Raw genomic sequence first — 20,930 nt, 5'->3', positions numbered from 1 at the left:
TGGACGCCCTCTAAGCACTATCGACCTGCGCGACACGCGGCGTACGCAGGCCGGCCGTTTCCCCGCCGTCTACAGTCACCACCGTGCCGTTGACATAGGTCGATTGATCCGAAAGCAACCAAGCGACGACATCCGCGACCTCTTCAGGGGCACCGAAGCGATTGGCAGGGATCCGTAGTTCGAGCTGCTTCTTGCGGAGCGCATCACTTAGGATCTCGCCCATCATGCGCGTTTGGATCTGGCCGGGGCAGACAGCGTTGAAGCGGATCTCCTCGCCGAATTCCAGTGCAAGCGCTTGCGTTAGGCCGATCACCGCGGCCTTCGAGGCGCAGTAGGCGGCGAGCCCTTCTTCGCCCGTCTTACCCGCAATGCTGGCGATATTGACGACTGAACCCCTCCCGTGCCGCAAGCCTTCCAGTGCATGACGGATGAAGAAAAAGGCGCTGCGCGCATTGACAGATAGCACCTCATCCCAATCGTTTTGCGTGGCGGAGGCGAAGGCGACGCGCTTCGACATGCCTGCATTGTTGACGAGGCCCGCGAGCCGACCGCCGCCAAGTTCAAGCGCGCGGTCGATGACACGGCGGCAATCGTCTTCACGGATGACGTCACCGGCGACGAACGTGACGCCGTGATTGGCGCGTTCGAGCGTCGCGCCCGCTTCTCCATCTCGGCCAGTCGCCACCACCTTGGAACCGGCAGACGCAAGTTTCTCCACGCAGGCCCGCCCTATCCCGCGCGTGGCTCCTGTTATGATGATCATTCCGATTTACCCACGTATTGGCATTCACACGGTTTGAGCGGCCCGCTTCTGGGGGCAATGCAGCCCACGGTCAAAACAATGGAAATGATGACGAGCACGTGGACACGTGTAGTCAGTATCGCCATGGTCATCTGCGCCATAGAGGTAGGCGCTCTCGGCACCGACAAAGGCGATTGGCACGCCCATGCGCCGGCTGGAGCTCGTAAGTCGGTCCCGCATAACCGTTTTTGGGCGTGGGGCGATCGTTCCTCGACATCGGCATTCTCATCATCAAATGTTTTCAAGTGCCGGGCGCGAACGGCATCCGCATCCAGGCGGCAGTCCCTATAGCGACCGGGGAACGGTAAGGGTGATTCGTGCGAGGTTTGCAGTGACCGTATCACTGCCCGACGTTTGGCGTCGGCAAAGTTCCGCTAATTTTGTTGAAGGATCTGTTGCAGCGCGTGACCAAGAACTTGACAAGATTGCGAGGTGGGGAGGCGTCGGCCGTCCGCCTTGACGAGGGTTGCCGATTGCAGGCAGCGATTGAGGGTCTTCGGGGTCGTGAATACTTTCGGGCGGTGGCAATGTCAGCGCGACAGGCGGCGGCGCGGTTTGGATCCGAACATCGAGTGCGGCCCGTCGGAGGGTGCGGGCGATCAACGGCGAGCGGAGGGCGCGACCTTAAGGTTGGAAGCTGGAAGGCTCGATCTGGATGGGCTTCGTCGTCGGATCGAGCGGCCCCCTAAAGGCATCACGCTTGACGAGATTGTTGACCGTGAGCGGCTTGCGAAACATTGTTCGCCCCCGCATCGGGGAATCAAGCTTGTCACCGCAGTTCTGCGTCGAAGCTTCCGTGGATTGACACTTTTCCCGTATCGCCATTTGGCGACATGATGTTCGTACCAGCGTGCCAGTACATGCCATAAGGTCTCATGAAATTCTGGTAGTAGAAGCTTCCTCCGTTACCTTGCCGACATCACTTCTGTGTCGAGAACGAAGCGAGGTTGAGAAACCCGACGCAGGCGTTCGCAACATATGGATTCTGGGCAATCCAATTGTCACGCAGATAAACAACTAATTTCAGAAATGCAGTCTCGTTGGCAGTCCATCTTGCGAGGTTGTGATCGCGAACTGACAAAAGTGCCGAGTCAGTGCAGTCACAAAGATGAGCCAAGGTCTCCAAGACACCTGTGCCGACATTTCTCAGGTATCGCTGCAGCTTCATACAGGCGGTCGATGACGGCCTCGTCTTGCTCATCACGCAGCATCTCGCGCTCCCGAATCATGCCTCGTTCGAGTGATGCGCCCCCTTGTAGAGGATTCGTGCGACAGCACCATAAAACGTTAGCGGCGTATAACGTTGACCTGACTTGCGCCCCAAGGAACCTTTCGCTCCAGCTTGCAGCCTATTCCACTGTCACCGATTTTGCCAGATTGCGCGGCTGGTCGACGTCGGTGCCCATGAACACGGCAGCGAAATAGGCCAGCATCTGGATCGGCAGCGCGTAGATGATGGGCAAGATGATTTCCGGCACATCCGGAAGCACGATCGTCTCCATCGTCTTCACGCTCACCTGTGCCGCGCCCTTGGCATCGGTGATCAGGATGATCTTGCCGCCGCGAGCCGCCACTTCCTGCATGTTGGACACGGTCTTCTCGAAGATGCGATCATGCGGCGCGATGACGATGACGGGCATGTTCTCGTCGATCAGCGCGATCGGCCCATGCTTCAATTCGCCCGCCGCATAGCCCTCGGCGTGGATATAGGAGATTTCCTTGAGTTTCAGCGCGCCTTCCATGGCCAGCGGGAAATTGGTGTCGCGGCCGAGATAGAGGACGTTCTTGTAGTGGGAAAGCGAGCGCGCGACGCTTTCGACCTGCTCTGCCAACTCCAGCACCTGGCTAGCCAAACGCGGCGCTTGGGAAAGATCGTGCACCAACTGCTTTTCCTGGTCGCGCGAAATCGTGCCGCGTGCCACGCCGGCGCGCACCGCGAGCGAAGCCAGTACCGAGAGCTGGCAGGTAAAGGCCTTGGTCGAGGCAACGCCGATCTCAGGGCCGGCGAGTGTGGGCAGCACGACGTCGGATTCGCGCGCCATGGTCGATTCCCGTACATTGACGAGGGCGCCGATCTTCATGCCGGCCTCGCGGCAGTAGCGCAGCGAGGCCAGCGTGTCGGCGGTCTCGCCCGATTGCGAAATGAAGAAGGCGGCATCGTTGCCCGACAACGGCATCTCGCGGTAGCGGAATTCCGAGGCGACATCGATATCGACTGGCAGCCGCGCATAACGCTCGAACCAGTATTTGCCGATCAGGCCGGCGAGATAGGCAGTGCCGCAGGCGGAGATAGCCAGGCGGCCGATCTTGGCGAAGTCGAATGGCAGGTCGAGCGGCTTCGAGACGCCGGAGACGAAATCGACGTAATGCGCCAGCGTGTGCGAGATCACCTCGGGTTGCTCATGGATTTCCTTTTCCATGAAATGCCGCCGGTTGCCCTTGTCGACCATGAAGGAGGTCGACAGCGACTGCTGGCGCTTGCGGTCGACCTTTTTGCCGTCGATGTCGAAGATGGCGACGCTGTCGCGGCGCACCACCGCCCAGTCGCCGTCTTCCAGATAGGTGATCGAATTGGTGAACGGAGCGAGCGCGATCGCGTCGGAGCCCAAAAACATCTCGCCATCGCCATGGCCGACGGCCAGTGGCGGGCCGTTGCGGGCGCCGACAATCAGGTCCTCGTCGCCCTTGAACATGATGGCCAGCGCAAAGGCGCCTTCTAGCCGCTTCAGCGCCTGGTGCGCGGCCTCGACCGGCTTTAGCCCTTTGGTGACTTCCCGCGCCACGAGGTGTGCCACGACCTCGGTGTCGGTCTGCGACGAGAATGAATAACCGTCGCGGATCAGCTCGTCGCGCAATTCGGCGAAATTCTCGATGATGCCGTTGTGGACGATGGCGACGCCGTCGGAGAAATGCGGATGCGCATTGGTCTCGTTGGGCACGCCATGGGTTGCCCAGCGCGTGTGGCCGATACCGATCGTACCGTCGAGCGGCTCGTCTTGGAGCCGACGTTCAAGGTTGACCAGTTTGCCTTCGGCGCGGCGGCGGCCGAGTTCGCCCTTCTCGATGGTAGCGACGCCTGCCGAGTCGTAGCCGCGATATTCGAGCCGCTTCAGTGCGTCGACGATGAGCGGTGCAACCTGCTGTTGGCCGACAATTCCGATGATGCCGCACATGCAACAGTTCCCTTATGTGGTATTGAAATGGGTTCCGTCTGATAAGCGGCGCAATCGCGAAGGTCGCCATCCAAAAGGATGACCGGGTGGCGATCGTCACTTCAGGTAAGATTTCTCAGGCAGTTTGGGATAGGCGCTCCATCGTAGACCAGCTGCCGATGGGGATAGGCTGACTGGCGGGGAGGTGCCTCGGATTGTCCCTGCACCCCCGTGGCCGAGCTTGAGTCCAACCGACATGAAGATCGTCTAGTTGGGCAAATGGACGATAAAACTGATCAGCGAAAGGTTCTTCCGGGCGACCTCGACACCTGTCCGCACACCTGCCCGTTGATAACGGATCTGGCTGGCAGCGCCTAGTAGCTTCCCGCAGGGTCCCTGACGTGGCGGGGCAGGAGATTTCGGAGTTAGTCTTTGTCGCCGACTGGATGCAGCTCGGTTACTTCTCTGTCCGCCGGATTGTCCTGATCGGGCGTGAGGTCCAGCTTTCCCCAGATCGAGTTTCTTGGGTCATTCGACTTGGGTTTTCGGGACGACCTGATCTCTATGACATATGACTTAGTCTTTTGACGCATGAACCCTCCAGGCGACGAATCGCGCGCTACGATAGCGCGCTAACCACGGGAGGCAACTGCCCGGCAGCGGGATTGTCGCCCCGGGTCCGCGCTGTGCCACGGAGTCAATGCAAGCGCTCGGTCTAACGGATGAAGACCACCTCTCAGCCCAATCTCGACCGTTCGTTCGATCATCGTGCTAAATCCCGATCTGACGGGCGCTGCGTCATGACCTGCCTTGTAAATACCGCAGGATTTGTACAAACGTGCGCCGTTAAAATGACCCGGACAAATTGCAGAAGCAGGGAGTGGACATGGTCTTTCGGTTGAAGGAGCGCCTCGGCAGGAAGTTTGAGGAAGAGGTGCAATTCTTCAGGGGGTGGCAAAAGGACAGGAAAAGAGTGGGTGCCCTCATGCCAACGTCGGTCCATGCGGCGCGCCGGATGGCGAGTGTGATAAATCCCGAGTCCAGGATGGCAGTTCTTGAGCTTGGCGCGGGCACCGGAGTCATCTCCAAGGCTATCCTTGAAAGAGGCATCGAGCCGCATCAACTGGTATCGGTCGAATATTCGAAGGATTTCTATGATCGCTTGACGCAACGCTTTCCAGGCGTGGATTTTCGCCTGGGCGATGCGTTTGCCTTGAGTGAAGTCCTGGCGGGGCGACGCGCGGAACTATTCGACTGTGTCATAAGCGCGGTGCCGTTGCTGAGCTTTCCGATGGAGCGGCGCGTCGCTCTGCTCGAGGATTTGCTCGCCCGAATTCCTGCTGGGAGACCTGTAATTCAGATTACCTACGGGCCTTTGTCCCCGGTGATCAAAATGCCCGACCGTTACGCTGTGTCTCATTACGATTTCGTCGTCCGCAATATCCCGCCCGCGCAGCTGTGGACCTATAGACGGGCAGTATAAGGCGGATAAGCATTTCGCTTCCCCTTCACCGTCGCCCGCAACCATATCGCTCCGGCTGGTTTCTGACGAGGAGCGGAAGAGCTTCCCCAAGCTGATCTACGATGGCGTGTCAGTGAGTGCGCAAACTCCGTGTGGAATAACTGCAGGATTCTATCAAGTGGTGAAGCCTGCGTCCGAGTAGGTTCCCCAACAAGCATCCCGAGCTCCTGTCATCATTGCCCTTGCTTGTAATCATCCAGCCGATGCTACGGGCAGCCCCAGCATCGCGACAGTTTGACAAGCTGGTCATCGGGGCGGTAGCACCATCCAAAGCTAGAGTCGCAGGGCAAAACCAACGCAGCCGTCGGGCTGCGCGACCCCGACCAGCTTACATCCGACCGGCGCTCATCGTGAATCAGCAAGGTGATGGGCATCTCCTTTGTTGAGAGCGAAGGTTCGAAACTTGGTTGTGCGCAGGCTGTGCGTAAAGCGCACCGCGGTCAGGTGAGGGAAGGTGAGAAGTCATGCGGCCTGAGAATTCCCCGCCCTTTGCGGCAGCCACACTAATCCCTCTTCAGAACCCCGTATTTCGCTCGATCTGGACAGCCACACAGATTTCCAGCCTAGGCTGGCTGGTCCAGAGCGTGGCTATCAGTTGGCTCATGGCCACGATTTCAGCTTCCGATCTGATGGTGGCGCTGGTGCAGGCTGCATCGACGCTGCCAGCTTTTTTTCTGTCGATCCTTGCTGGGGCCATCGCAGACAGCTTCAGCCGCCGCGGGGTGATGCTTGCCGGACATTGCCTGATCGCCCTGGCGTCGACGACGCTGGCCCTTTCTGTGGGGTTGGGCTTTGTCAGTCCTTGGTTGATCCTGGGCCTCAGTTTCCTGGCCGGCTGCGGCTTTGCCTTGAATGATCCGGCCTGGCACGCCTCGGTCGGCGATATTCTGGACAAGCGCGAGATACCCGCTGCCGTGACGCTGATGTCGGTGGGATATAATATTGTCCGAAGCATAGGACCGGCGCTGGGCGGTGTAATTTTGGCCTTTCTTGGCCCATTAGCCGCATTTGTATTGGCGGCTTTAAGCGACCTGGTCCCATTGAGCGCGGTCCTGCGCTCCAAATGGCACGTTCGCTCTTCGCCGCTTCCGCGCGAGCGGATGACGATGGCCATTCATGATGGCATGCGCTTCACAGCGATCTCATCGGAGATCCGGATCGCGATCGTGCGTGCAACCCTGTTCGGGCTGTCGAGCATCTCGATCCTCGCTCTGCTCCCGCTCCTGGTTCGTGATCAGCTGGCGGGTGGGCCACTTGTTTACGGCGTCCTGTTGGCCGGCTTCGGCGCTGGTGCCTTCGTAGCCGGCATAAGTAATGGCTACTTGAGACGCATCACGTCCCAGAATCGATTGATCACGCTGGCGTCCCTTGCCTGCGCGACGTGCTGCCTTTTACTAGCCCTCACATCGTCGGTTGCTGTGGCGGCGATCGCGCTTGCCATCGGCGGCGCGGGCTGGGTTGTCACCTGGACCGGGACCGACGTGTGTGTACAGCTGGCAAGCCCACGGTGGGTTGTTGGTCGTACTCTGTCGATCTACTACGCTTTGACCTATGGCGGCATGGCAGCCGGTAGCTGGATCTGGGGTGCTGTCGCGCAGAACTATTCTCTGACGTGGGCTTTTGAAGGTGCCGCGGTGTCGCTGTTGCTGGTCGCGGCAGCGGGAAAGGTACTGCCGATCCAGCTATGGGAAGAATCCGATCAAGGGGCTGCCGACTTCATCCCACCAGCACTGGCACTCACTCTGAGGCCAAGGAGCGGTCCAATCGTGATCAAGGTGGAGTATTCGATCCCCGAAGCCAACGTCGAAGCTTTTCTGCGCTGCATGCGCGAAAGGCGGCGCGTCCAGAGCCGTGCCGGTGCGCGCAATTGGACGCTGCAACGAAATCTTCAGAAGCCAACCATTTGGACCGAGACATTCCGCACCCCGACCTGGACGGATTATCTTCGTCTCAATCATCGGCTGACCGTGGCTGACAGGGAGGTAGCCGAGCGCCTCGCCGCGCTGCAGGGCGGTGAGTCTCCTCCTCCACATCTCACACTGTCTATCGAGCGGTCCACAAGCCCGGCCCCCGGCAGCGAAGTTCAGCCTGTGCCTTTCGTATCGCGCCCATAGGTGACGAAAGCGCGCTGAACGGGCGCTCTCGCAGTTGTCGAATCCTGCGCAATTGGCGCGGGTCGGTGAACAGCTGCAATAGGCACCGTAGGAACTATTGCAGCAGCCGCCTCGATGGGGGCTCCATCCGCCCAAACCGTTCCGCGATGGGCACCCGCGCAACTTGAGGGTAAAGCAGGTTGGACAAACCGATCGAACGCGGAGGATTTCAGCAGTCGCATTTTCATGACGCTACCTAAATCGTAGAAAAGATTGCGAGCCGTGCGGACGGTGTCGATTTCGTCAACTGGCCCGAACATGAAAGAGACCTGACCCACCCTACCGCTCTTCGGCTATGCTATACGCATCCGCATCTGGGGAAGCGGCTCATCAAAATTGAGACGATCAGGAAGCCGGCGCCGCCGGCCGTTCACACATGACTCCGCCGTTCAATACAAAACCCTTTCGACCGCAGGCAAGTGACGTTATGAAACGCAAGCCTGAAGCACCCCAGCACATTACTCCGAATCGGATGCTACCCGCGACAACGAGCTTGAGCTCCTTGTCGAGAAGAGATTGATCGCCATGCTTTCGACCGAGGGAAACGCATCCACGGGGTTGCTGGCGCCGCTGAACAATCCGACCTTCCGTTCAATTTTTCTGGCGTCTCAGCTCTCAAGCCTCGGCTGGCTGATGCAGACCGTGGCGCTCGGCTGGCTCATGGCCACGGTTTCCAGCTCGGACGTTTTGGTTGCGCTGGTCCAGGCTTCATCGACCTTGCCGGCGTTCTTTCTCGCGGTGTTCGTGGGAGCCATTGCCGACAACTATAGTCGCCGCATGGTGATGATCGTCGGTAGAAGCCTCATGATGGCGGCCTCCGCGATGCTGACGATCCTCATGGCCTTTGGCATTCACGATCCATGGATAATTCTTGCCTTCAGCTTTCTCGATGGTTGCGGCATCGCGCTCAGCGATCCGGCCTGGCGAGCCTCGATCGGCGACATACTGGAGCGACGCCATCTGCCGGCGGCCATCACGCTGCTCAATGTCGGATTCAACACTGTGCGCAGTGTCGGTCCCGCGCTTGGCGGCATCATCGTTGCTGCCTTCGGGCCTCTCGTCACAATCGCGCTGACCACCCTTGGCTTCGTTGCGCCTCTCACCGCCTTGTGGCGCAATAACTGGAAGGTCCAGAGCTCATCTCTGCCGCGTGAAGCTCTGATGACGGCCATCTATGATGGCCTGCGCTTCACGGCCATATCCTCGGAAATCAAGTCAACGATCGTCCGCGGGACCCTGTTTGGGGTTGCAAGCACCTCCACACTGGCGCTGCTGCCGCTGGTTGCCCGCGACATCCTGAAGGGCGGCCCAGTCGGCTACGGTATCATGATGGGCGGCTTCGGCGCTGGCGCACTTGCCGCCGGGCTCATGAACCCGACCCTCAGGCGGGCGCTCACCCAGGAACGGCTGGTGGTCCTCGCCTGCATTGCATGCGCTCTATGTGAGATCTCCCTTGCGCTCACGTCTTCGCTTGCCATCACGACGGTCTGCCTTGCCCTTGGCGGCGCAGGCTGGGTAACGGCATGGTCCGGACTTGGCGTCAACGTGCAACTGGCAAGCCCGCGCTGGATCGTTGGACGCACGATCTCAATCTACAGCGCATTCACCTATGGCGGCATCGCCGCCGGCAGCTGGTTTTGGGGCGTCATCGTCCAAACTTACTCGCTCCCCTCGGCCATGGCCTGGTCCTGCGTCGCGACGCTGGCGGTCGCGGCGCTCGGATACAAATGGCCGATCAGCAATCGTTCTGAATCGGAGCTCGAACCGTCTGGAGGCTTCTGCGCACCGGCGATTGCCCTTGATCTGAAGCCCCGGAGCGGCCCCATCCTTGTCACAACGGAATATGCAATCCTTGAGCAAGACGTCGACCAATTCCTCGAAATCATGCAGAAGCGCCGGTACGTCCAAAGCCGCGTTGGCGCCCGGCAATGGACACTCACGCGCGACGTTCAGCAGCCATCACGATGGGTCGAAACATATCGTACTCCAACCTGGACAGACTATCATCGTCTCCACCACAGGCTTACGGAGGCCGACAGGGAACTGGACGACGCACTGCTGAAGCTCAGTGCAATGACAAACCCGCCGCGAACAAACATCCTGGTCGAGCGCCCTGCCGGCGCAGCGCGCAAGTCTTATTTCCCGATGACTTATGTATCCCACAAATGAGAGATGCACTTGAGGCGGCGGCGCAGGCTGGCAGGTGCGTGGCTCCCCTTGAGGAGGATGCGAAAGCAAGCCTCGCAACCCATCAGTCATCCCGAAAAAACCCGCTGCCGGGACGGGAGCCATAAACGGAAACCGCGCGGCAAACGCCGCGATGGCTGATTGTAACAGATCCTCCTTTGTGATGGATTTGACGGGGCGTTAGCCGGCGGACGCTGCCAGGTTGGGCTGGATGCCGCCCCCGAATTCGACGTCCCAACTGCGCTCGGCGGGTGCTGCTTCGCGACCCAGTCCGAGTTTGGGAAAAAGCAGTTCGGCGACGTTGAATGCCTCCTCGAGGTGCGGGTAGGCTGAGGCGATCACGGTCTCGATCCCGATCTCCTGATACTCGCGAATACGCGCGGCGACGTTGTCTGGATTGCCGACGAGGGCCGTGCCCGCGCCGCCGCGCACCAGTCCAGGCCCGGCCCACAGATTTGGCCCTACGACCAGGCGGTCGCGTCGGCCCTGGTGCAGCGCCGACATGCGCCTTTGCCCGACGGATTCCGAGATGTTGGTAAATCCGTTCTGGGCCTCAGCGATGAGGTCGTCGGTGACGTGGCTAATCAGCCGATCGGCTGCAGCCCAGGCCTCGTCCTCCGTTTCGCGCACGATCAGGTGAATGCGAAGACCGAAGCGCATGGAGCGCCGGCCTTGTTCGGCCGTCGCCTTCTTCACCCTCTCGATTTTTTCCGCACGCTGGTCGACTGGCTCGCCCCAGCTCAGGTAGGTGTCGACGTGCTTGGCGGCGATCGCGATGCCGGCGTCGGACGATCCTCCAAACCAAAGTGGCGGATGAGGCTGCTGGACTGGCGGAAAGGAAATGTCTGTGCCGTGCGCGGATAGATACTTGCCCTCGAAATCGGCAGGTTCACCCGACAAGATCCGCCGCCAGATGGTCAAGAATTCGTCGGTCTGCGCATAGCGCTCGTCATGGTTCAGCTTGTTGCCGTCGCCGGCGAGATCGGCCGGATCCGCTCCGGTGACAACGTTGAGCAGTACACGGCCGCCGGAGATGCGCTCCAGCGTAGCCGCATGACGCGCAAACAGAGCAGGCGTTCCGCTGCCCGGTCGCAGTGCAACGAGGAACTTCAGTCGCTCGGTGAGCGGGATCAAGCCGGCGGCGATGATCCAGGCGTCCTCACAGCGCGTTCCCGTGGGCAACAGCACGCCCTTGAACCCAAGACGGTCGGCCGCCTGGGCAATCTCCTTCAGATAGCCGAAGCTGGCGGTTCGATGTCGCTTTTCGGTGCCGAGATATGGACCGTCGCCATGGGTCGGAAGGTACCAGTACACGTCGAGTGGACGATCGTTGTCGGACATAGGATTCGTTCCTGCTTTGTGAAATGATCGTAAGACGGCTGACCTCAGAGCTTGCCCTTCCAGGGGACGAGCCGGTGCTCGAGCCAGCGCATTGCGCTGGTGATAGCGAAAGCAAGAACGGCAATGACAATGAGGCCGACGAACACAACGTCGGTTGCAAGGAAATTGGCGGCCGACATGATCATGTAGCCAAGACCGGATTGAGCCGCGATCAGCTCGGCAGCAACGAGCGTGGACAGACCGGCGCCAATCGCGATCCGCAGCCCCGTCATGATTTCAGGCAGTGCGGAAGGCAGGATGATGGTGGTGAACAGCTGCAGCCGATTGGCGCCAAGCGACAGTGCGGCATTGATGCGCTCGGCTGGCACGGAGCGGACACCGGCCTGCGCGGCAAAACAGATCGGGGCGAACGTCGACAGCGACAACAACACGATCTTGGATGTCTCGCCGATGCCGAGCCAGATGATCAGGAGCGGCAGGTAGGCCAGCGGCGGAAGGCCCCAATAGAGATCGATCGGCACGCTGAATATGCCTTTGACCCAGCGGTTGAGGCCCATCAACAGGCCGAGTGGAATTCCCAACGCGATTCCGACACCCAGAGCCGTCGCGATGCGGCCAACACTGGCCAGCGTGTGCTCAAGCAGCGTCCCATTCGCATAGCCGTCTGACGCGACAGCGCTGAACTGGGTCAGCACGTCAGCCGGTGACGGCAGGAAGAGCGGTGAGGCCCAGCCGAAGCGTGCGGCGAAAAACCATAGTGCGATCAGCGAAGCGAGCGTAACGGAGCTGATCCCGACGGTACTTGTCGATGCGATCCGACGCGACGCCCGGACCGGTTCAACCGGAGAGTTTGCGGCCGGGAAGGGATTTCGGGAACTGGCGGCGAGCGTCATTGCAAGGTTCCTTTTGCGGTTCCATCCGGCCTGTGAATGAGCGACCGGATTTCTTGTCGCAATTCGATGAAACGGGGGTGGGACTGGATCGGGCCGATGTCGCCCGTCCTGGCGAATTCGCGCACGAAGTCGGCCTCGAACCGGCCGACGATCCGGCCCGGCCGGGGCGACATCACCACAATGGTCGTGCCGACGGTTAGAGCTTCCTCGATGGAGTGGGTGATGAACAGGATCTGCTTGCCGGTCTTGGCCCAAAGCGACGCAAGAAGCTGCTGCATGGTCTCACGGGTCAGGCTGTCCAGTGCACCGAATGGCTCGTCCATCAAGAGGATCTTGGGATCGGTGGCCAGCGCCCGTGCAATGCCGACGCGCCGGCGCATACCGCCGGACAGTTCGTAGGGCGGCTTTTCAGCAAAATCGGCAAGACCGACAAGCTCCAGCAGCCGCCTTGATCGCTCGCGCCGCTCGCCGCGCTGCATGCCGTGATATTTCAACCCGAGGGCGACGTTGTCCAGGACGCTGGCCCACGGCAGCAAGGTATCTTTTTGAAATACGACGCCACGGTCACCACCCGGTTTATCGATCTGGCGTCCGTCAAGCGTGATCGTGCCCTCGCTAAGGGGAAGGAACCCGGCGATCGCATTGAGCAGTGTCGACTTTCCGCACCCTGATGCACCGACCGCGACGACGATGGACGCCGGAGCAATGTCGAGCGAGATCCGGTCAAGCGCGTGTACGTCCTGGCCGTCGGAGCCAGGGAAGGTGACGCTGGCATCGTGTATTCGAAGCATGAAAGCCTCCAGGGGCCTTGCTGTTGGGTTCCCCGGACAGCAAGGCCGAACTTCTTCACACTGGTTCAGTTCGAAGCCTTGGCGGCGTCCGCGTATTGCGGATCGGCGAAGGCAGCGTAGCTTTCCTTGATCGTGGTGATTTTGCGCTGATCCTTCAGGAAGCCAGCGGTGTCCTTGAGAATCTTCGCCACGGCGCTCTTTTCACCACCGCCCAGCCATTTCTCGGAAACCTGCTCGTCCAGCGGAGGCACGACTGTGGTCTTCAACTGCTCGGAATTCTCAGCCGCAGTGGCGCCCTGCAGGCCGGCGATCAGCTTGGCATTCTCCGACCCTGGTCCCCAAGACGCCGAGTTGCTGAGATAGTCGGTGGTGTAGCCGTCAATCAGGCGGACATACTGCCCAAGGAAGTCAGGATTTGCCTTGGCGAATTCCCCGGTCACCACCAGCGCGCTGAATGTCGGCGCACCACGGTCCGCGACCTGACCGGCCGTGAGCAAGACTTTGCCATTCTTCTTCAGTTCGGAAAGCGCCGGGTCCCAGACAAAAGCGCCATCAATGTCACCGCGCTTCCACGCCGCGACGATTTCCGGCTGCGGAATGGCGATGACCTGGGTCTCCTTCTCGGAAATGCCTTCCTGCTTGAGCACGGCGAGCAGCTGATAGTGGTCCGTCGAGACCGGCGCGGCGGCAAGCTTCTTTCCCCGCAAGTCGGTCGGTGATTTGATTTCCGGCCTCACGACAAGGGCCTCTCCGTCGCGCGAGACCGAGGAAATATAGAATGCCTTCACATCGATGCCTTTGCTGACGGCTGCAGCGAAGGGGCTCGATCTAACATCGCCAATCTGAACGTCGCCGGATGCAATGGCCGCAAAAATATCGGCGCCGGAATTGAAGCGGCGGAACTCGATGTTCCAGCCGGTCTTCTTGGCAATATCACCGTTGGCGATACCGAGGTTATAAGGGTTTGCGCCGGTCTGATAAGCGATCACGACCTTCTTGTCGTCGGCGTGCGCTGCGATTGAGGTGGCCGCCAGGGCAAGGCCGATGAGCGCTGTAGAAATCAGATGTCGCATGGGATCAGATCCTTTTGAACGGAGGGCACAGCCTCAATTGCCAGCGCTGTTCGGCGGGCCAGGATCAAAAGTCCACTGATTTTATAGAATTAGAGAGGAACAATATTTCGAAACTTGGCGCGATGCTGAAAAACCTCCCTCCTGAGCGATCAAACTTCGCAAACGTAGGCGCATCCATCGCCGAGGCAGCAGGGTGCGGACGAGGCACACGTCTGCAGTGAACTCGATCAGGCTTCTCGTCGGTCGAGATGATGATGTCGCTCTGAGACCTGCCGGAGCCACCGCCGGTCCGCCCAGGTCGAATGCGCTTGACAAAGTGCCGGAGGACCATTCAATTCGAGGCATTCACCAGGGGAGTCCCGGCAAGGGGCTGAGATACTGCTGGCTTTCGCGGCGCAGTGACCCGTTGAACCTGATCCAGTTCATACTGGCGTAGGGACGGTGCAAGCGCTTTGCGGGAGTTCGTGCCCGAAGACCCGTCTCGAGCAGGTCGACAAAAAGCGTCTTTTCATCCTTCCGGCACAGAACTGGGTCTCCAATGCAAATGAGCAAAGGAGCCTCAAATGAATGCCTCGACCCCGGCGGTTTCGACGGGACCGCTGCCCGCCTCACGAAAGATCCACAAATCCGGCATCCTCCATCCGCAAATCAGGGTGCCGATGCGCGAAATCTCCGTCCATCCGACAGCGGGCGAACCGCCCGTGACGGTCTACGATCCGTCCGGGCCCTACACCGACCAAGCGATCGAAACGAGCATCGAGAAGGGACTCGCACGACTTCGGCGCGAATGGATTTTGGCGCGCGGCGATGTCGAGACCTATGACGGCCGCCATGTCCGGCCGGAAGACAACGGCTTCGCGACTGGTGAGCGCCTGACGCCGGAATTTCCCATTCGCAATCGGCCGCTCAAGGCCAAGCAGGGCAAGGCTGTGACCCAGCTCGCCTATGCCCGCGCCGGCATCATCACGCCCGAAATGGAATTCGTCGCCATTCGTGAGAACCTCGGCCGCGAGATCCTGCATGGTAAGCTGCAACGCGACGGAGAGGCCTTCGGCGCCGCGATCCCAGACTTCGTCACGCCGGAATTCGTGCGTGACGAGGTAGCGCGCGGGCGCGCCATTATCCCCGCCAACATCAACCATCCCGAAAGCGAGCCGATGATCATCGGCCGCAATTTCCTGGTCAAGATCAACGCCAATATCGGCAATTCCGCCGTCACCTCTTCCATGGCCGAGGAAGTCGAAAAAATGGTCTGGGCGATCCGCTGGGGTGCCGACACGGTGATGGATTTGTCGACCGGTCGCAACATCCACAATATCAGGGAATGGATCGTACGCAACTCGCCGGTGCCGATCGGCACAGTCCCACTCTATCAAGCGCTGGAGAAGGTGGGTGGCGTCGCCGAGGATCTGAGCTGGGAGGTCTATCGCGACACGTTGATCGAGCAGGCCGAGCAGGGCGTGGACTATTTTACCATCCATGCCGGCGTCCGGCTGCCTTACATCCCGCTCACGGTCGAGCGGGTTACCGGCATTGTTTCCCGCGGAGGCTCGATCATGGCGAAATGGTGCCTGCACCATCACAGGGAGAGCTTCCTCTACGAGCATTTCGAGGAGATTTGCGACATCTGCCGCGCCTACGATGTCTCGTTCTCGCTGGGCGACGGACTTCGTCCGGGTTCGATCGCAGACGCCAACGACGCCGCGCAATTCGCCGAGCTGGAAACGCTTGGAGAGCTGACCAAGATCGCCTGGGCCAAGGACTGCCAGGTGATGATCGAAGGCCCCGGCCACGTTCCCATGCACAAGATCAAGCAGAACATGGACAAGCAGCTCGCGGTCTGTGGCGAGGCGCCGTTCTACACGCTTGGGCCGCTCACCACGGACATCGCGCCCGGCTACGACCATATTACATCGGGGATCGGCGCGGCGATGATCGGCTGGTTCGGGACGGCAATGCTCTGCTACGTCACGCCGAAGGAGCATCTCGGGCTGCCTGACCGCGACGACGTCAAGACCGGCGTGATCACCTACAAGATAGCCGCGCATGCAGCGGATCTTGCCAAGGGCCATCCCGCAGCAAAGATCCGCGATGACGCGCTGTCACGGGCTCGGTTCGAGTTTCGCTGGGAAGATCAGTTCTACCTGTCGCTCGACCCCGAAACGGCGCGCTCGTTCCATGACGAGACCTTGCCGAAGGAAGCGCACAAGCTGGCGCATTTCTGCTCCATGTGCGGCCCGAAATTCTGTTCGATGCGCATCTCCCACGACATCCGCGCCGAGGCGCAGAAGGAGGGCATGGCGGCGATGGCGGCGAAATATCGCGCCGGTGGCGATCTCTACATGCCTGTGCGCGACGCCGATGCGGCCGAGCCGTCATGAGGGTGCTGGTGCAAGGGGCCGGCGTCGCCGGCCTCACCGCCGCCTTCGAGCTCGCCACCCGCGGCGCGGCGGTGACTGTTGCGGAGAAAAGGCATGGCCTCGGCGGCAACGCGTCGTGGTTCGCCGGCGGCATGCTGGCGCCATGGTGCGAGCGCGAAAGCGCCGAACAGCCGGTCCTGGACCTCGGACGCGGCGCCGCCGACTGGTGGGATGCGGTGCTGCCCGGTCAGGTTACGCGGGCCGGAACGCTGGTTCTGGCGGCGCCGCGGGACGCGGGCGAACTTGACCGCTTCGCCAGCCACACCTCGAGCCATCGCTGGATCGATGACGAGGAAATCGCGCGGCTAGAGCCCGACCTAGCCGGACGTTTTCGCCGCGGGCTATTCTTCGCCGGCGAGGCGCATCTCGACCCGCGCACCGCGATGGCAGCACTTCATGAGAAGCTGGTTGCCATGGGCGTCGACTTCCGCTTTGCCACGGACGCCCGGCAGCTTTCCGGATTCGACCACGAGATCGACTGCATGGGAATCGCAGCGGGCGACGATCAGTTGCGTGGTGTTCGCGGCGAGATGCTGATCCTGCGCGCACCGGATGTCTCGCTGTCGCGACCGGTCCGGCTACTGCATCCCCGATTTCCACTCTATCTAGTGCCGCGCGCCGATCACCGATTCATGGCCGGCGCCACGATGATCGAGAGCGATGACGCCGGACCGGTCACGGTCCGTTCGATGATGGAGCTTCTGAGCGCAGCCTGCGCGCTCCATCCGGCCTTCGGCGAGGCCGGCATCGTCGAGACCGGCGTCGGTGTTCGCCCGGCCTTTTCCGACAATCTGCCGCGTGTCGAAGCGTCTGGAAGCACCGTCGCGATCAATGGGCTTTATCGCCATGGGTTTCTTCTTGCGCCCGCCATGGCGCGCCAGGCTGTCGACATGGTTTTCAGTCAAGATACAACCAGGGAGCTTGCTCATGAAACTGACCGTCAATGGCGAAGCGCATGAGGTTGCCGCCATCACGCTGGCCGAACTGCTTGCCGCGCTCGACTATGAGGGCGATTGGCTGGCAACCGCCGTTAACAGCGACCTCGTGCACAAGGCCAACCGGGCGGAGTTCCGGTTAAGCGATGGCGACCGCATCGAAATCCTCTCGCCCATGCAAGGAGGCTAGCATCTATGTTCGATCTTCTTGGAACGCAGCTTGCTTCGCGCCTGCTTCTCGGCACCGCCCAGTATCCTTCGCCGGCCATCCTTGCCGACGCGGTCCAGGCGTCGGGAACGTCGGTGGTCACCGTCTCGTTGCGGCGTGAGATGGCAGGCGGCAGGGCCGGCGAAAAATTCTGGTTTCTAATCAGTTCGCTCGGCACAAAAATTCTGCCCAACACCGCTGGCTGCCACTCCGTCAAGGAGGCGGTCACGACCGCGAAGATGGCGCGCGAAGTCTTCGGCACGGACTGGATCAAGCTCGAAGTGATCGGCAACCATGATACGTTGCAGCCGGACGTGTTCGGCCTGGTCGAAGCCGCCCGAATTCTCAGCGAAGACGGTTTTTCTGTTTTTCCCTACACCACCGACGATCTCGTCGTTGCCGAGCGGCTGCTCGAGGCAGGCTGCAAGGTCCTGATGCCTTGGTGCGCGCCGATTGGTTCGGCGCTTGGACCGATCAACATCACGGCGCTGCGCTCGATGCGCGGTCATTTCCCCGGCGTTCCGCTGATTGTGGATGCGGGGCTCGGGCGGCCGTCACATGCGACGACGGTCATGGAACTCGGCTTTGATGCCGTGCTCCTGAATACGGCCGTCGCCAAGGCGGGCGATCCGGTCGGCATGGCGCGTGCCTTCGGCAAGGCGGTCGATGCCGGCCGAGAGGCTTTCTGCTCGGGAATGCTCGAACCGCGCGACGTCGCCGTGCCGTCGACACCGACATTCGGCAGGGCGGTGTTTTCATGAAGCTCGATCCCTTCTACCTGATCGTCGACAGCGCCGGATGGATCGAACGGCTGGTGCCGCTCGGCGTCAGGCTGGTGCAGCTTCGCATCAAGGACATGGATGAGGCACGCTTGCGCGCGGACATCCGCAGGGCGAAGGCTTTGTGCGGACAGCACCACTGCCAGCTCATCGTGAACGACCATTGGCTTCTGGCAATCGAGGAAGGCTGCGACTTCGTCCACCTTGGCCAGGAGGATTTGCAAACCGCCGACCTCATGGCGATACGAGCAGCCGGCGTCAGGCTTGGGCTTAGTACGCATGATCATGTCGAACTGGAAACGGCCTTGGCCGCCGAGCCCGACTATATCGCGCTCGGTCCCATCTATTTCACTATCCTGAAGAAGATGAAATGGGCGCCGCAAGGGCTCGAACGGATCGCCAAGTGGAAGCGCCAGGTCGCGCAGATTCCACTCGTCGCCATCGGCGGCCTCAACCCAGCCCGCATCGACGGTGTTTTCGAAGCTGGTGCGGACAGCGCCGCGGTGGTCACTGACATTATGTTGAATGCCGATCCCGAAGCGCGGACGCGAGAATGGATCGAAAAGACAGACGGATGGCGCTAAGGCAAGAACCGCATGTGCTTGTCGTCGGCGGATCGGACTCCAGTGGGGGTGCCGGAATTGCACGTGACCTCGAGACGATTGCTTCCGTTGGCGTGCGCACATGCCTTGCGTTGAGCGCGGTGACGGTACAGACGCACGATGCTGTCATCGCAATCCATCATCTGCAACCTGGCCTGGTCGCCGATCAGATGCGCGCGGCACTGTCGGCCAACAAGGTGTCGGCCATCAAGATCGGTATGCTCGCAACGGCCGAGATCATCGTCGCTGTTGCCGCCGTGCTGCGCGAAAATCCGGGGATACCGGCAATACTCGACCCGGTGCTGGCCTCCTCGTCAGGCAGGCCGCTTATGGAGGCGGGCGCGATCGGCGCCATGAAACGGGATCTCATGCCGCTCTGTTGTCTTGTGACGCCAAACCTGATCGAACTGGCGGCGCTCGTCGGCTCGGAACTGGCAACGGACGATGATGACACGCTCCGGCAGGGAACAAAATTACTTGCGACCGGGCCGCAGGCACTGTTGCTCAAGGGGGGCCATGCAACGGGACCGCGCTCAACGGATATTCTGTTGCGTCCCGATCGGGAACCCATTCGCTTCGACACGCCCCGTCTTGCTGGATCAATGCGCGGGACGGGCTGCATGCTGGCCAGCGCGATCGCCGCGCATCTGGCGGATGGGAGGTCGCTCGAAGACAGCGTGCTCGAGAGCAAGCGGTTCGTCATCGAGAAATTTCGGAAGAATGTAGCCGGATGACAGTGACCTTATGGTCAGTCCTTCGGCCGCGGGTACCCACCGCAGCCATTTGGCTCTTCGCAACCGCACAAAATTGTGGCAAACGCCCCCGCCGCCTGATCAGCCTTCCGCCGGAGTTGGCCCGAGAATGAAGTCAAAGACGGATTGGGGCTGACCTGCCGCCGTCGCCTGCAAGGCTACGGGGTTCCTTGCCGCGGCTTCTGCGTGTTTGGCGAGCGTGGTGAGCGGCATGCCGAGCGCACGCTCGACGGGATGCTCCACCATGTTCGTCAGCCGGATAAGGAGTCCAGCCGCGCGCCCAGCATGACGCATCGCCGCCACCTGCTTGCCCTCGCGAATCTTCACGCCCGTCGCCGATAGCAGGATAAGTCCCTTAAAGAGTATCCGCAGTGGACCGCCTCGGTCTGCAACCTGCCAAAGACCTTCCCAAGCCTCATGGGCTTCCCAGTAATAACCGTGATTGAAGAGGTCGAGACCCCAGAGGAATGTGTCTGAACCAAGCGACGCCTCGGTGGCGAGCGGCCTGGCTTCGCTGTGGTGGCTATGCCCAGCTGGATCGCGCACGGGATGGGGTTGCCTGCCCGGTAGATACGCATAGCATGGAAAGCTCTTTTCCGGCAGCCAGCGCCTGCGCGACATCGAACCAATAGCCATCAAGGAACTATAGCACGCCCGTGGCCCTGAACTGATGCTAAATCCCTGCATAGGTCGCATCACCAATGGCTGTGCGCCCGGCGAACGAGACTATCAACAACACACCGCAGATTGTCGCGGCTACCATCACGGGTTGAATAGCCCGTTGCCAGTCACAATCAAAACCGTATCCTCGGTAATCGCGGCATCAGGCTGTCGCGCACCACACGCTATATCGCTATCTCGCAAAGACATGAGTTGGTCATGAACTCGGAAACCAAAGAACAAGTCCCCTGGTCAGACAGCCTCACGGCTTACGACAAAGAGCATCTGACGATCTACATGAGGCTTCTGGACGCAGCTGCCGATGATGCCAGCGAAGCGTTGATGGCACATCTGATCCTGGGCATCGATCCGCAACGCGAGCCGGAACGTGCCCGAAAAACGGTCCGAAGCCACCTCGATCGGGCGAACTGGATCATCACCACGGGCTACAAAGAACTATTCGACGGCTGACGAGTCAGCGCTACGTTTTGCAACTTTACTCGACAAGTAAGTCTCGAGAACTGGCGCGGCTGTCAAGCAGGCATCGGCGACAGCGCGCGACGTCAGAGTAACCTACGTCGGAACCAACGTCTCTGGGATCCCTCCAGTTCGGATGCAGAGTTGCGGAAGGCCATCCCCGCTGAGCTACGCGATTGACGC

At 60.7% G+C, this 20,930-nt stretch carries 17 protein-coding genes and 1 riboswitch; of the genes, 10 read left to right on the top strand and 7 right to left on the bottom strand.

Going from position 1 to position 20,930, the window contains the following annotated elements; all coding sequences use genetic code 11:
- Positions 1–10: 10 nt before the first annotated feature.
- The gene (locus ACWGS8_RS32925; protein WP_454584843.1) at positions 11–763 is read right to left on the bottom strand and encodes an SDR family NAD(P)-dependent oxidoreductase; all 753 of its coding nucleotides are present in this window, start codon (positions 761–763) and stop codon (positions 11–13) included.
- 1,388 nt (positions 764–2,151) lie between these two features.
- Entirely contained in the window at positions 2,152–3,975 is a 1,824-nt protein-coding gene (glmS, locus tag ACWGS8_RS32920) for a glutamine--fructose-6-phosphate transaminase (isomerizing) (RefSeq protein WP_454584842.1), read from the bottom strand.
- An 865-nt stretch (positions 3,976–4,840) separates the two neighbouring features.
- Here glmS and pmtA point away from each other — a divergent pair.
- The 3 genes from pmtA (at position 4,841) to ACWGS8_RS32905 (ending at position 9,798) form a co-directional block, all read left to right on the top strand.
- Positions 4,841–5,437 (top strand): phospholipid N-methyltransferase PmtA, encoded by a 597-nt coding sequence (gene pmtA / locus ACWGS8_RS32915; protein ID WP_454584864.1) that lies wholly within the window; start codon positions 4,841–4,843, stop codon positions 5,435–5,437.
- Positions 5,438–5,940: 503 nt separating this feature from the next.
- Positions 5,941–7,590 carry an MFS transporter gene (locus tag ACWGS8_RS32910; protein WP_454584841.1) on the top strand — a complete coding sequence of 550 codons (1,650 nt, stop codon included), beginning with the start codon at positions 5,941–5,943 and terminating at the stop codon, positions 7,588–7,590.
- A gap of 564 nt (positions 7,591–8,154) precedes the next feature.
- Entirely contained in the window at positions 8,155–9,798 is a 1,644-nt protein-coding gene (locus ACWGS8_RS32905) for an MFS transporter (RefSeq protein WP_454584863.1), read from the top strand.
- A gap of 198 nt (positions 9,799–9,996) precedes the next feature.
- Here ACWGS8_RS32905 and ssuD read toward each other — a convergent pair whose 3' ends face one another.
- From ssuD to ACWGS8_RS32885, 4 genes are all read right to left on the bottom strand, one after another.
- Positions 9,997–11,157, bottom strand: coding sequence for an FMNH2-dependent alkanesulfonate monooxygenase (gene ssuD, locus ACWGS8_RS32900; RefSeq protein WP_454584840.1), 1,161 nt, complete (start codon positions 11,155–11,157; stop codon positions 9,997–9,999).
- Positions 11,158–11,201: 44 nt separating this feature from the next.
- Complete coding sequence (locus ACWGS8_RS32895; RefSeq protein ID WP_454584839.1) at positions 11,202–12,050, bottom strand: ABC transporter permease subunit; 849 nt, start codon at positions 12,048–12,050, stop codon at positions 11,202–11,204.
- The gene (locus ACWGS8_RS32890) at positions 12,047–12,841 is read right to left on the bottom strand and encodes a taurine ABC transporter ATP-binding protein (RefSeq protein WP_454584838.1); all 795 of its coding nucleotides are present in this window, start codon (positions 12,839–12,841) and stop codon (positions 12,047–12,049) included. Before ACWGS8_RS32890 ends, ACWGS8_RS32895 begins: the two co-directional genes overlap by 4 nt.
- Before the next feature lie 65 nt (positions 12,842–12,906).
- Positions 12,907–13,914 carry a taurine ABC transporter substrate-binding protein gene (locus tag ACWGS8_RS32885; RefSeq protein ID WP_454584837.1) on the bottom strand — a complete coding sequence of 336 codons (1,008 nt, stop codon included), beginning with the start codon at positions 13,912–13,914 and terminating at the stop codon, positions 12,907–12,909.
- 340 nt (positions 13,915–14,254) lie between these two features.
- Positions 14,255–14,371: riboswitch (TPP riboswitch) on the top strand.
- A gap of 106 nt (positions 14,372–14,477) precedes the next feature.
- Here ACWGS8_RS32885 and thiC point away from each other — a divergent pair.
- From thiC to ACWGS8_RS32855, 6 genes are read left to right on the top strand one after another with little or no spacing between them, the layout of a single operon-like run.
- Positions 14,478–16,295, top strand: coding sequence for a phosphomethylpyrimidine synthase ThiC (gene thiC, locus ACWGS8_RS32880; RefSeq protein ID WP_454584836.1), 1,818 nt, complete (start codon positions 14,478–14,480; stop codon positions 16,293–16,295).
- Positions 16,292–17,293, top strand: coding sequence for a glycine oxidase ThiO (gene thiO, locus ACWGS8_RS32875; protein ID WP_454584835.1), 1,002 nt, complete (start codon positions 16,292–16,294; stop codon positions 17,291–17,293). Before thiC ends, thiO begins: the two co-directional genes overlap by 4 nt.
- Positions 17,262–17,459 (top strand): sulfur carrier protein ThiS, encoded by a 198-nt coding sequence (gene thiS, locus ACWGS8_RS32870; RefSeq protein ID WP_454584834.1) that lies wholly within the window; start codon positions 17,262–17,264, stop codon positions 17,457–17,459. The genes thiO and thiS overlap by 32 nt, the downstream gene beginning before the upstream one ends.
- Positions 17,460–17,464: 5 nt before the next feature.
- The gene (locus ACWGS8_RS32865; RefSeq protein WP_454584833.1) at positions 17,465–18,238 is read left to right on the top strand and encodes a thiazole synthase; all 774 of its coding nucleotides are present in this window, start codon (positions 17,465–17,467) and stop codon (positions 18,236–18,238) included.
- Positions 18,235–18,840, top strand: a complete 606-nt coding sequence (locus tag ACWGS8_RS32860) for a thiamine phosphate synthase (RefSeq protein WP_454584832.1) — start codon at positions 18,235–18,237, stop codon at positions 18,838–18,840. Before ACWGS8_RS32865 ends, ACWGS8_RS32860 begins: the two co-directional genes overlap by 4 nt.
- On the top strand, positions 18,831–19,592 hold the full coding sequence (locus tag ACWGS8_RS32855; RefSeq protein ID WP_454584862.1) for a hydroxymethylpyrimidine/phosphomethylpyrimidine kinase: 762 nt from the start codon (positions 18,831–18,833) through the stop codon (positions 19,590–19,592). Before ACWGS8_RS32860 ends, ACWGS8_RS32855 begins: the two co-directional genes overlap by 10 nt.
- 99 nt (positions 19,593–19,691) lie before the next feature.
- Here the strand turns inward: ACWGS8_RS32855 and ACWGS8_RS32850 are convergent, their stop codons facing one another.
- On the bottom strand, positions 19,692–20,246 hold the full coding sequence (locus ACWGS8_RS32850; RefSeq protein WP_454584831.1) for a DUF309 domain-containing protein: 555 nt from the start codon (positions 20,244–20,246) through the stop codon (positions 19,692–19,694).
- Between the two features lie 213 nt (positions 20,247–20,459).
- Here ACWGS8_RS32850 and ACWGS8_RS32845 point away from each other — a divergent pair, with 213 nt between their 5' ends.
- The gene (locus ACWGS8_RS32845; RefSeq protein ID WP_454584861.1) at positions 20,460–20,741 is read left to right on the top strand and encodes a hypothetical protein; all 282 of its coding nucleotides are present in this window, start codon (positions 20,460–20,462) and stop codon (positions 20,739–20,741) included.
- The last annotated feature ends 189 nt before the right edge of the window (positions 20,742–20,930 follow it).

It is taken from the genome of Mesorhizobium sp. 43Arga (assembly GCF_053714255.1).
Note: the sequence above shows the minus strand (reverse complement) of the source record. Positions and strands in the feature narration are given on the sequence as shown.

What these genes read in the sequence shown, in the direction of transcription:
- ACWGS8_RS32925 (WP_454584843.1), bottom strand. Translation starts at nt 763, where the DNA reads ATGATCATCATAACAGGAGCCACGCGCGGGATAGGGCGGGCCTGCGTG.
- glmS (WP_454584842.1), bottom strand. Translation starts at nt 3,975, where the DNA reads ATGTGCGGCATCATCGGAATTGTCGGCCAACAGCAGGTTGCACCGCTC.
- pmtA (WP_454584864.1), top strand. Translation starts at nt 4,841, where the DNA reads ATGGTCTTTCGGTTGAAGGAGCGCCTCGGCAGGAAGTTTGAGGAAGAG.
- ACWGS8_RS32910 (WP_454584841.1), top strand. Translation starts at nt 5,941, where the DNA reads ATGCGGCCTGAGAATTCCCCGCCCTTTGCGGCAGCCACACTAATCCCT.
- ACWGS8_RS32905 (WP_454584863.1), top strand. Translation starts at nt 8,155, where the DNA reads ATGCTTTCGACCGAGGGAAACGCATCCACGGGGTTGCTGGCGCCGCTG.
- ssuD (WP_454584840.1), bottom strand. Translation starts at nt 11,157, where the DNA reads ATGTCCGACAACGATCGTCCACTCGACGTGTACTGGTACCTTCCGACC.
- ACWGS8_RS32895 (WP_454584839.1), bottom strand. Translation starts at nt 12,050, where the DNA reads ATGACGCTCGCCGCCAGTTCCCGAAATCCCTTCCCGGCCGCAAACTCT.
- ACWGS8_RS32890 (WP_454584838.1), bottom strand. Translation starts at nt 12,841, where the DNA reads ATGCTTCGAATACACGATGCCAGCGTCACCTTCCCTGGCTCCGACGGC.
- ACWGS8_RS32885 (WP_454584837.1), bottom strand. Translation starts at nt 13,914, where the DNA reads ATGCGACATCTGATTTCTACAGCGCTCATCGGCCTTGCCCTGGCGGCC.
- thiC (WP_454584836.1), top strand. Translation starts at nt 14,478, where the DNA reads ATGAATGCCTCGACCCCGGCGGTTTCGACGGGACCGCTGCCCGCCTCA.
- thiO (WP_454584835.1), top strand. Translation starts at nt 16,292, where the DNA reads ATGAGGGTGCTGGTGCAAGGGGCCGGCGTCGCCGGCCTCACCGCCGCC.
- thiS (WP_454584834.1), top strand. Translation starts at nt 17,262, where the DNA reads ATGAAACTGACCGTCAATGGCGAAGCGCATGAGGTTGCCGCCATCACG.
- ACWGS8_RS32865 (WP_454584833.1), top strand. Translation starts at nt 17,465, where the DNA reads ATGTTCGATCTTCTTGGAACGCAGCTTGCTTCGCGCCTGCTTCTCGGC.
- ACWGS8_RS32860 (WP_454584832.1), top strand. Translation starts at nt 18,235, where the DNA reads ATGAAGCTCGATCCCTTCTACCTGATCGTCGACAGCGCCGGATGGATC.
- ACWGS8_RS32855 (WP_454584862.1), top strand. Translation starts at nt 18,831, where the DNA reads ATGGCGCTAAGGCAAGAACCGCATGTGCTTGTCGTCGGCGGATCGGAC.
- ACWGS8_RS32850 (WP_454584831.1), bottom strand. Translation starts at nt 20,246, where the DNA reads ATGGCTATTGGTTCGATGTCGCGCAGGCGCTGGCTGCCGGAAAAGAGC.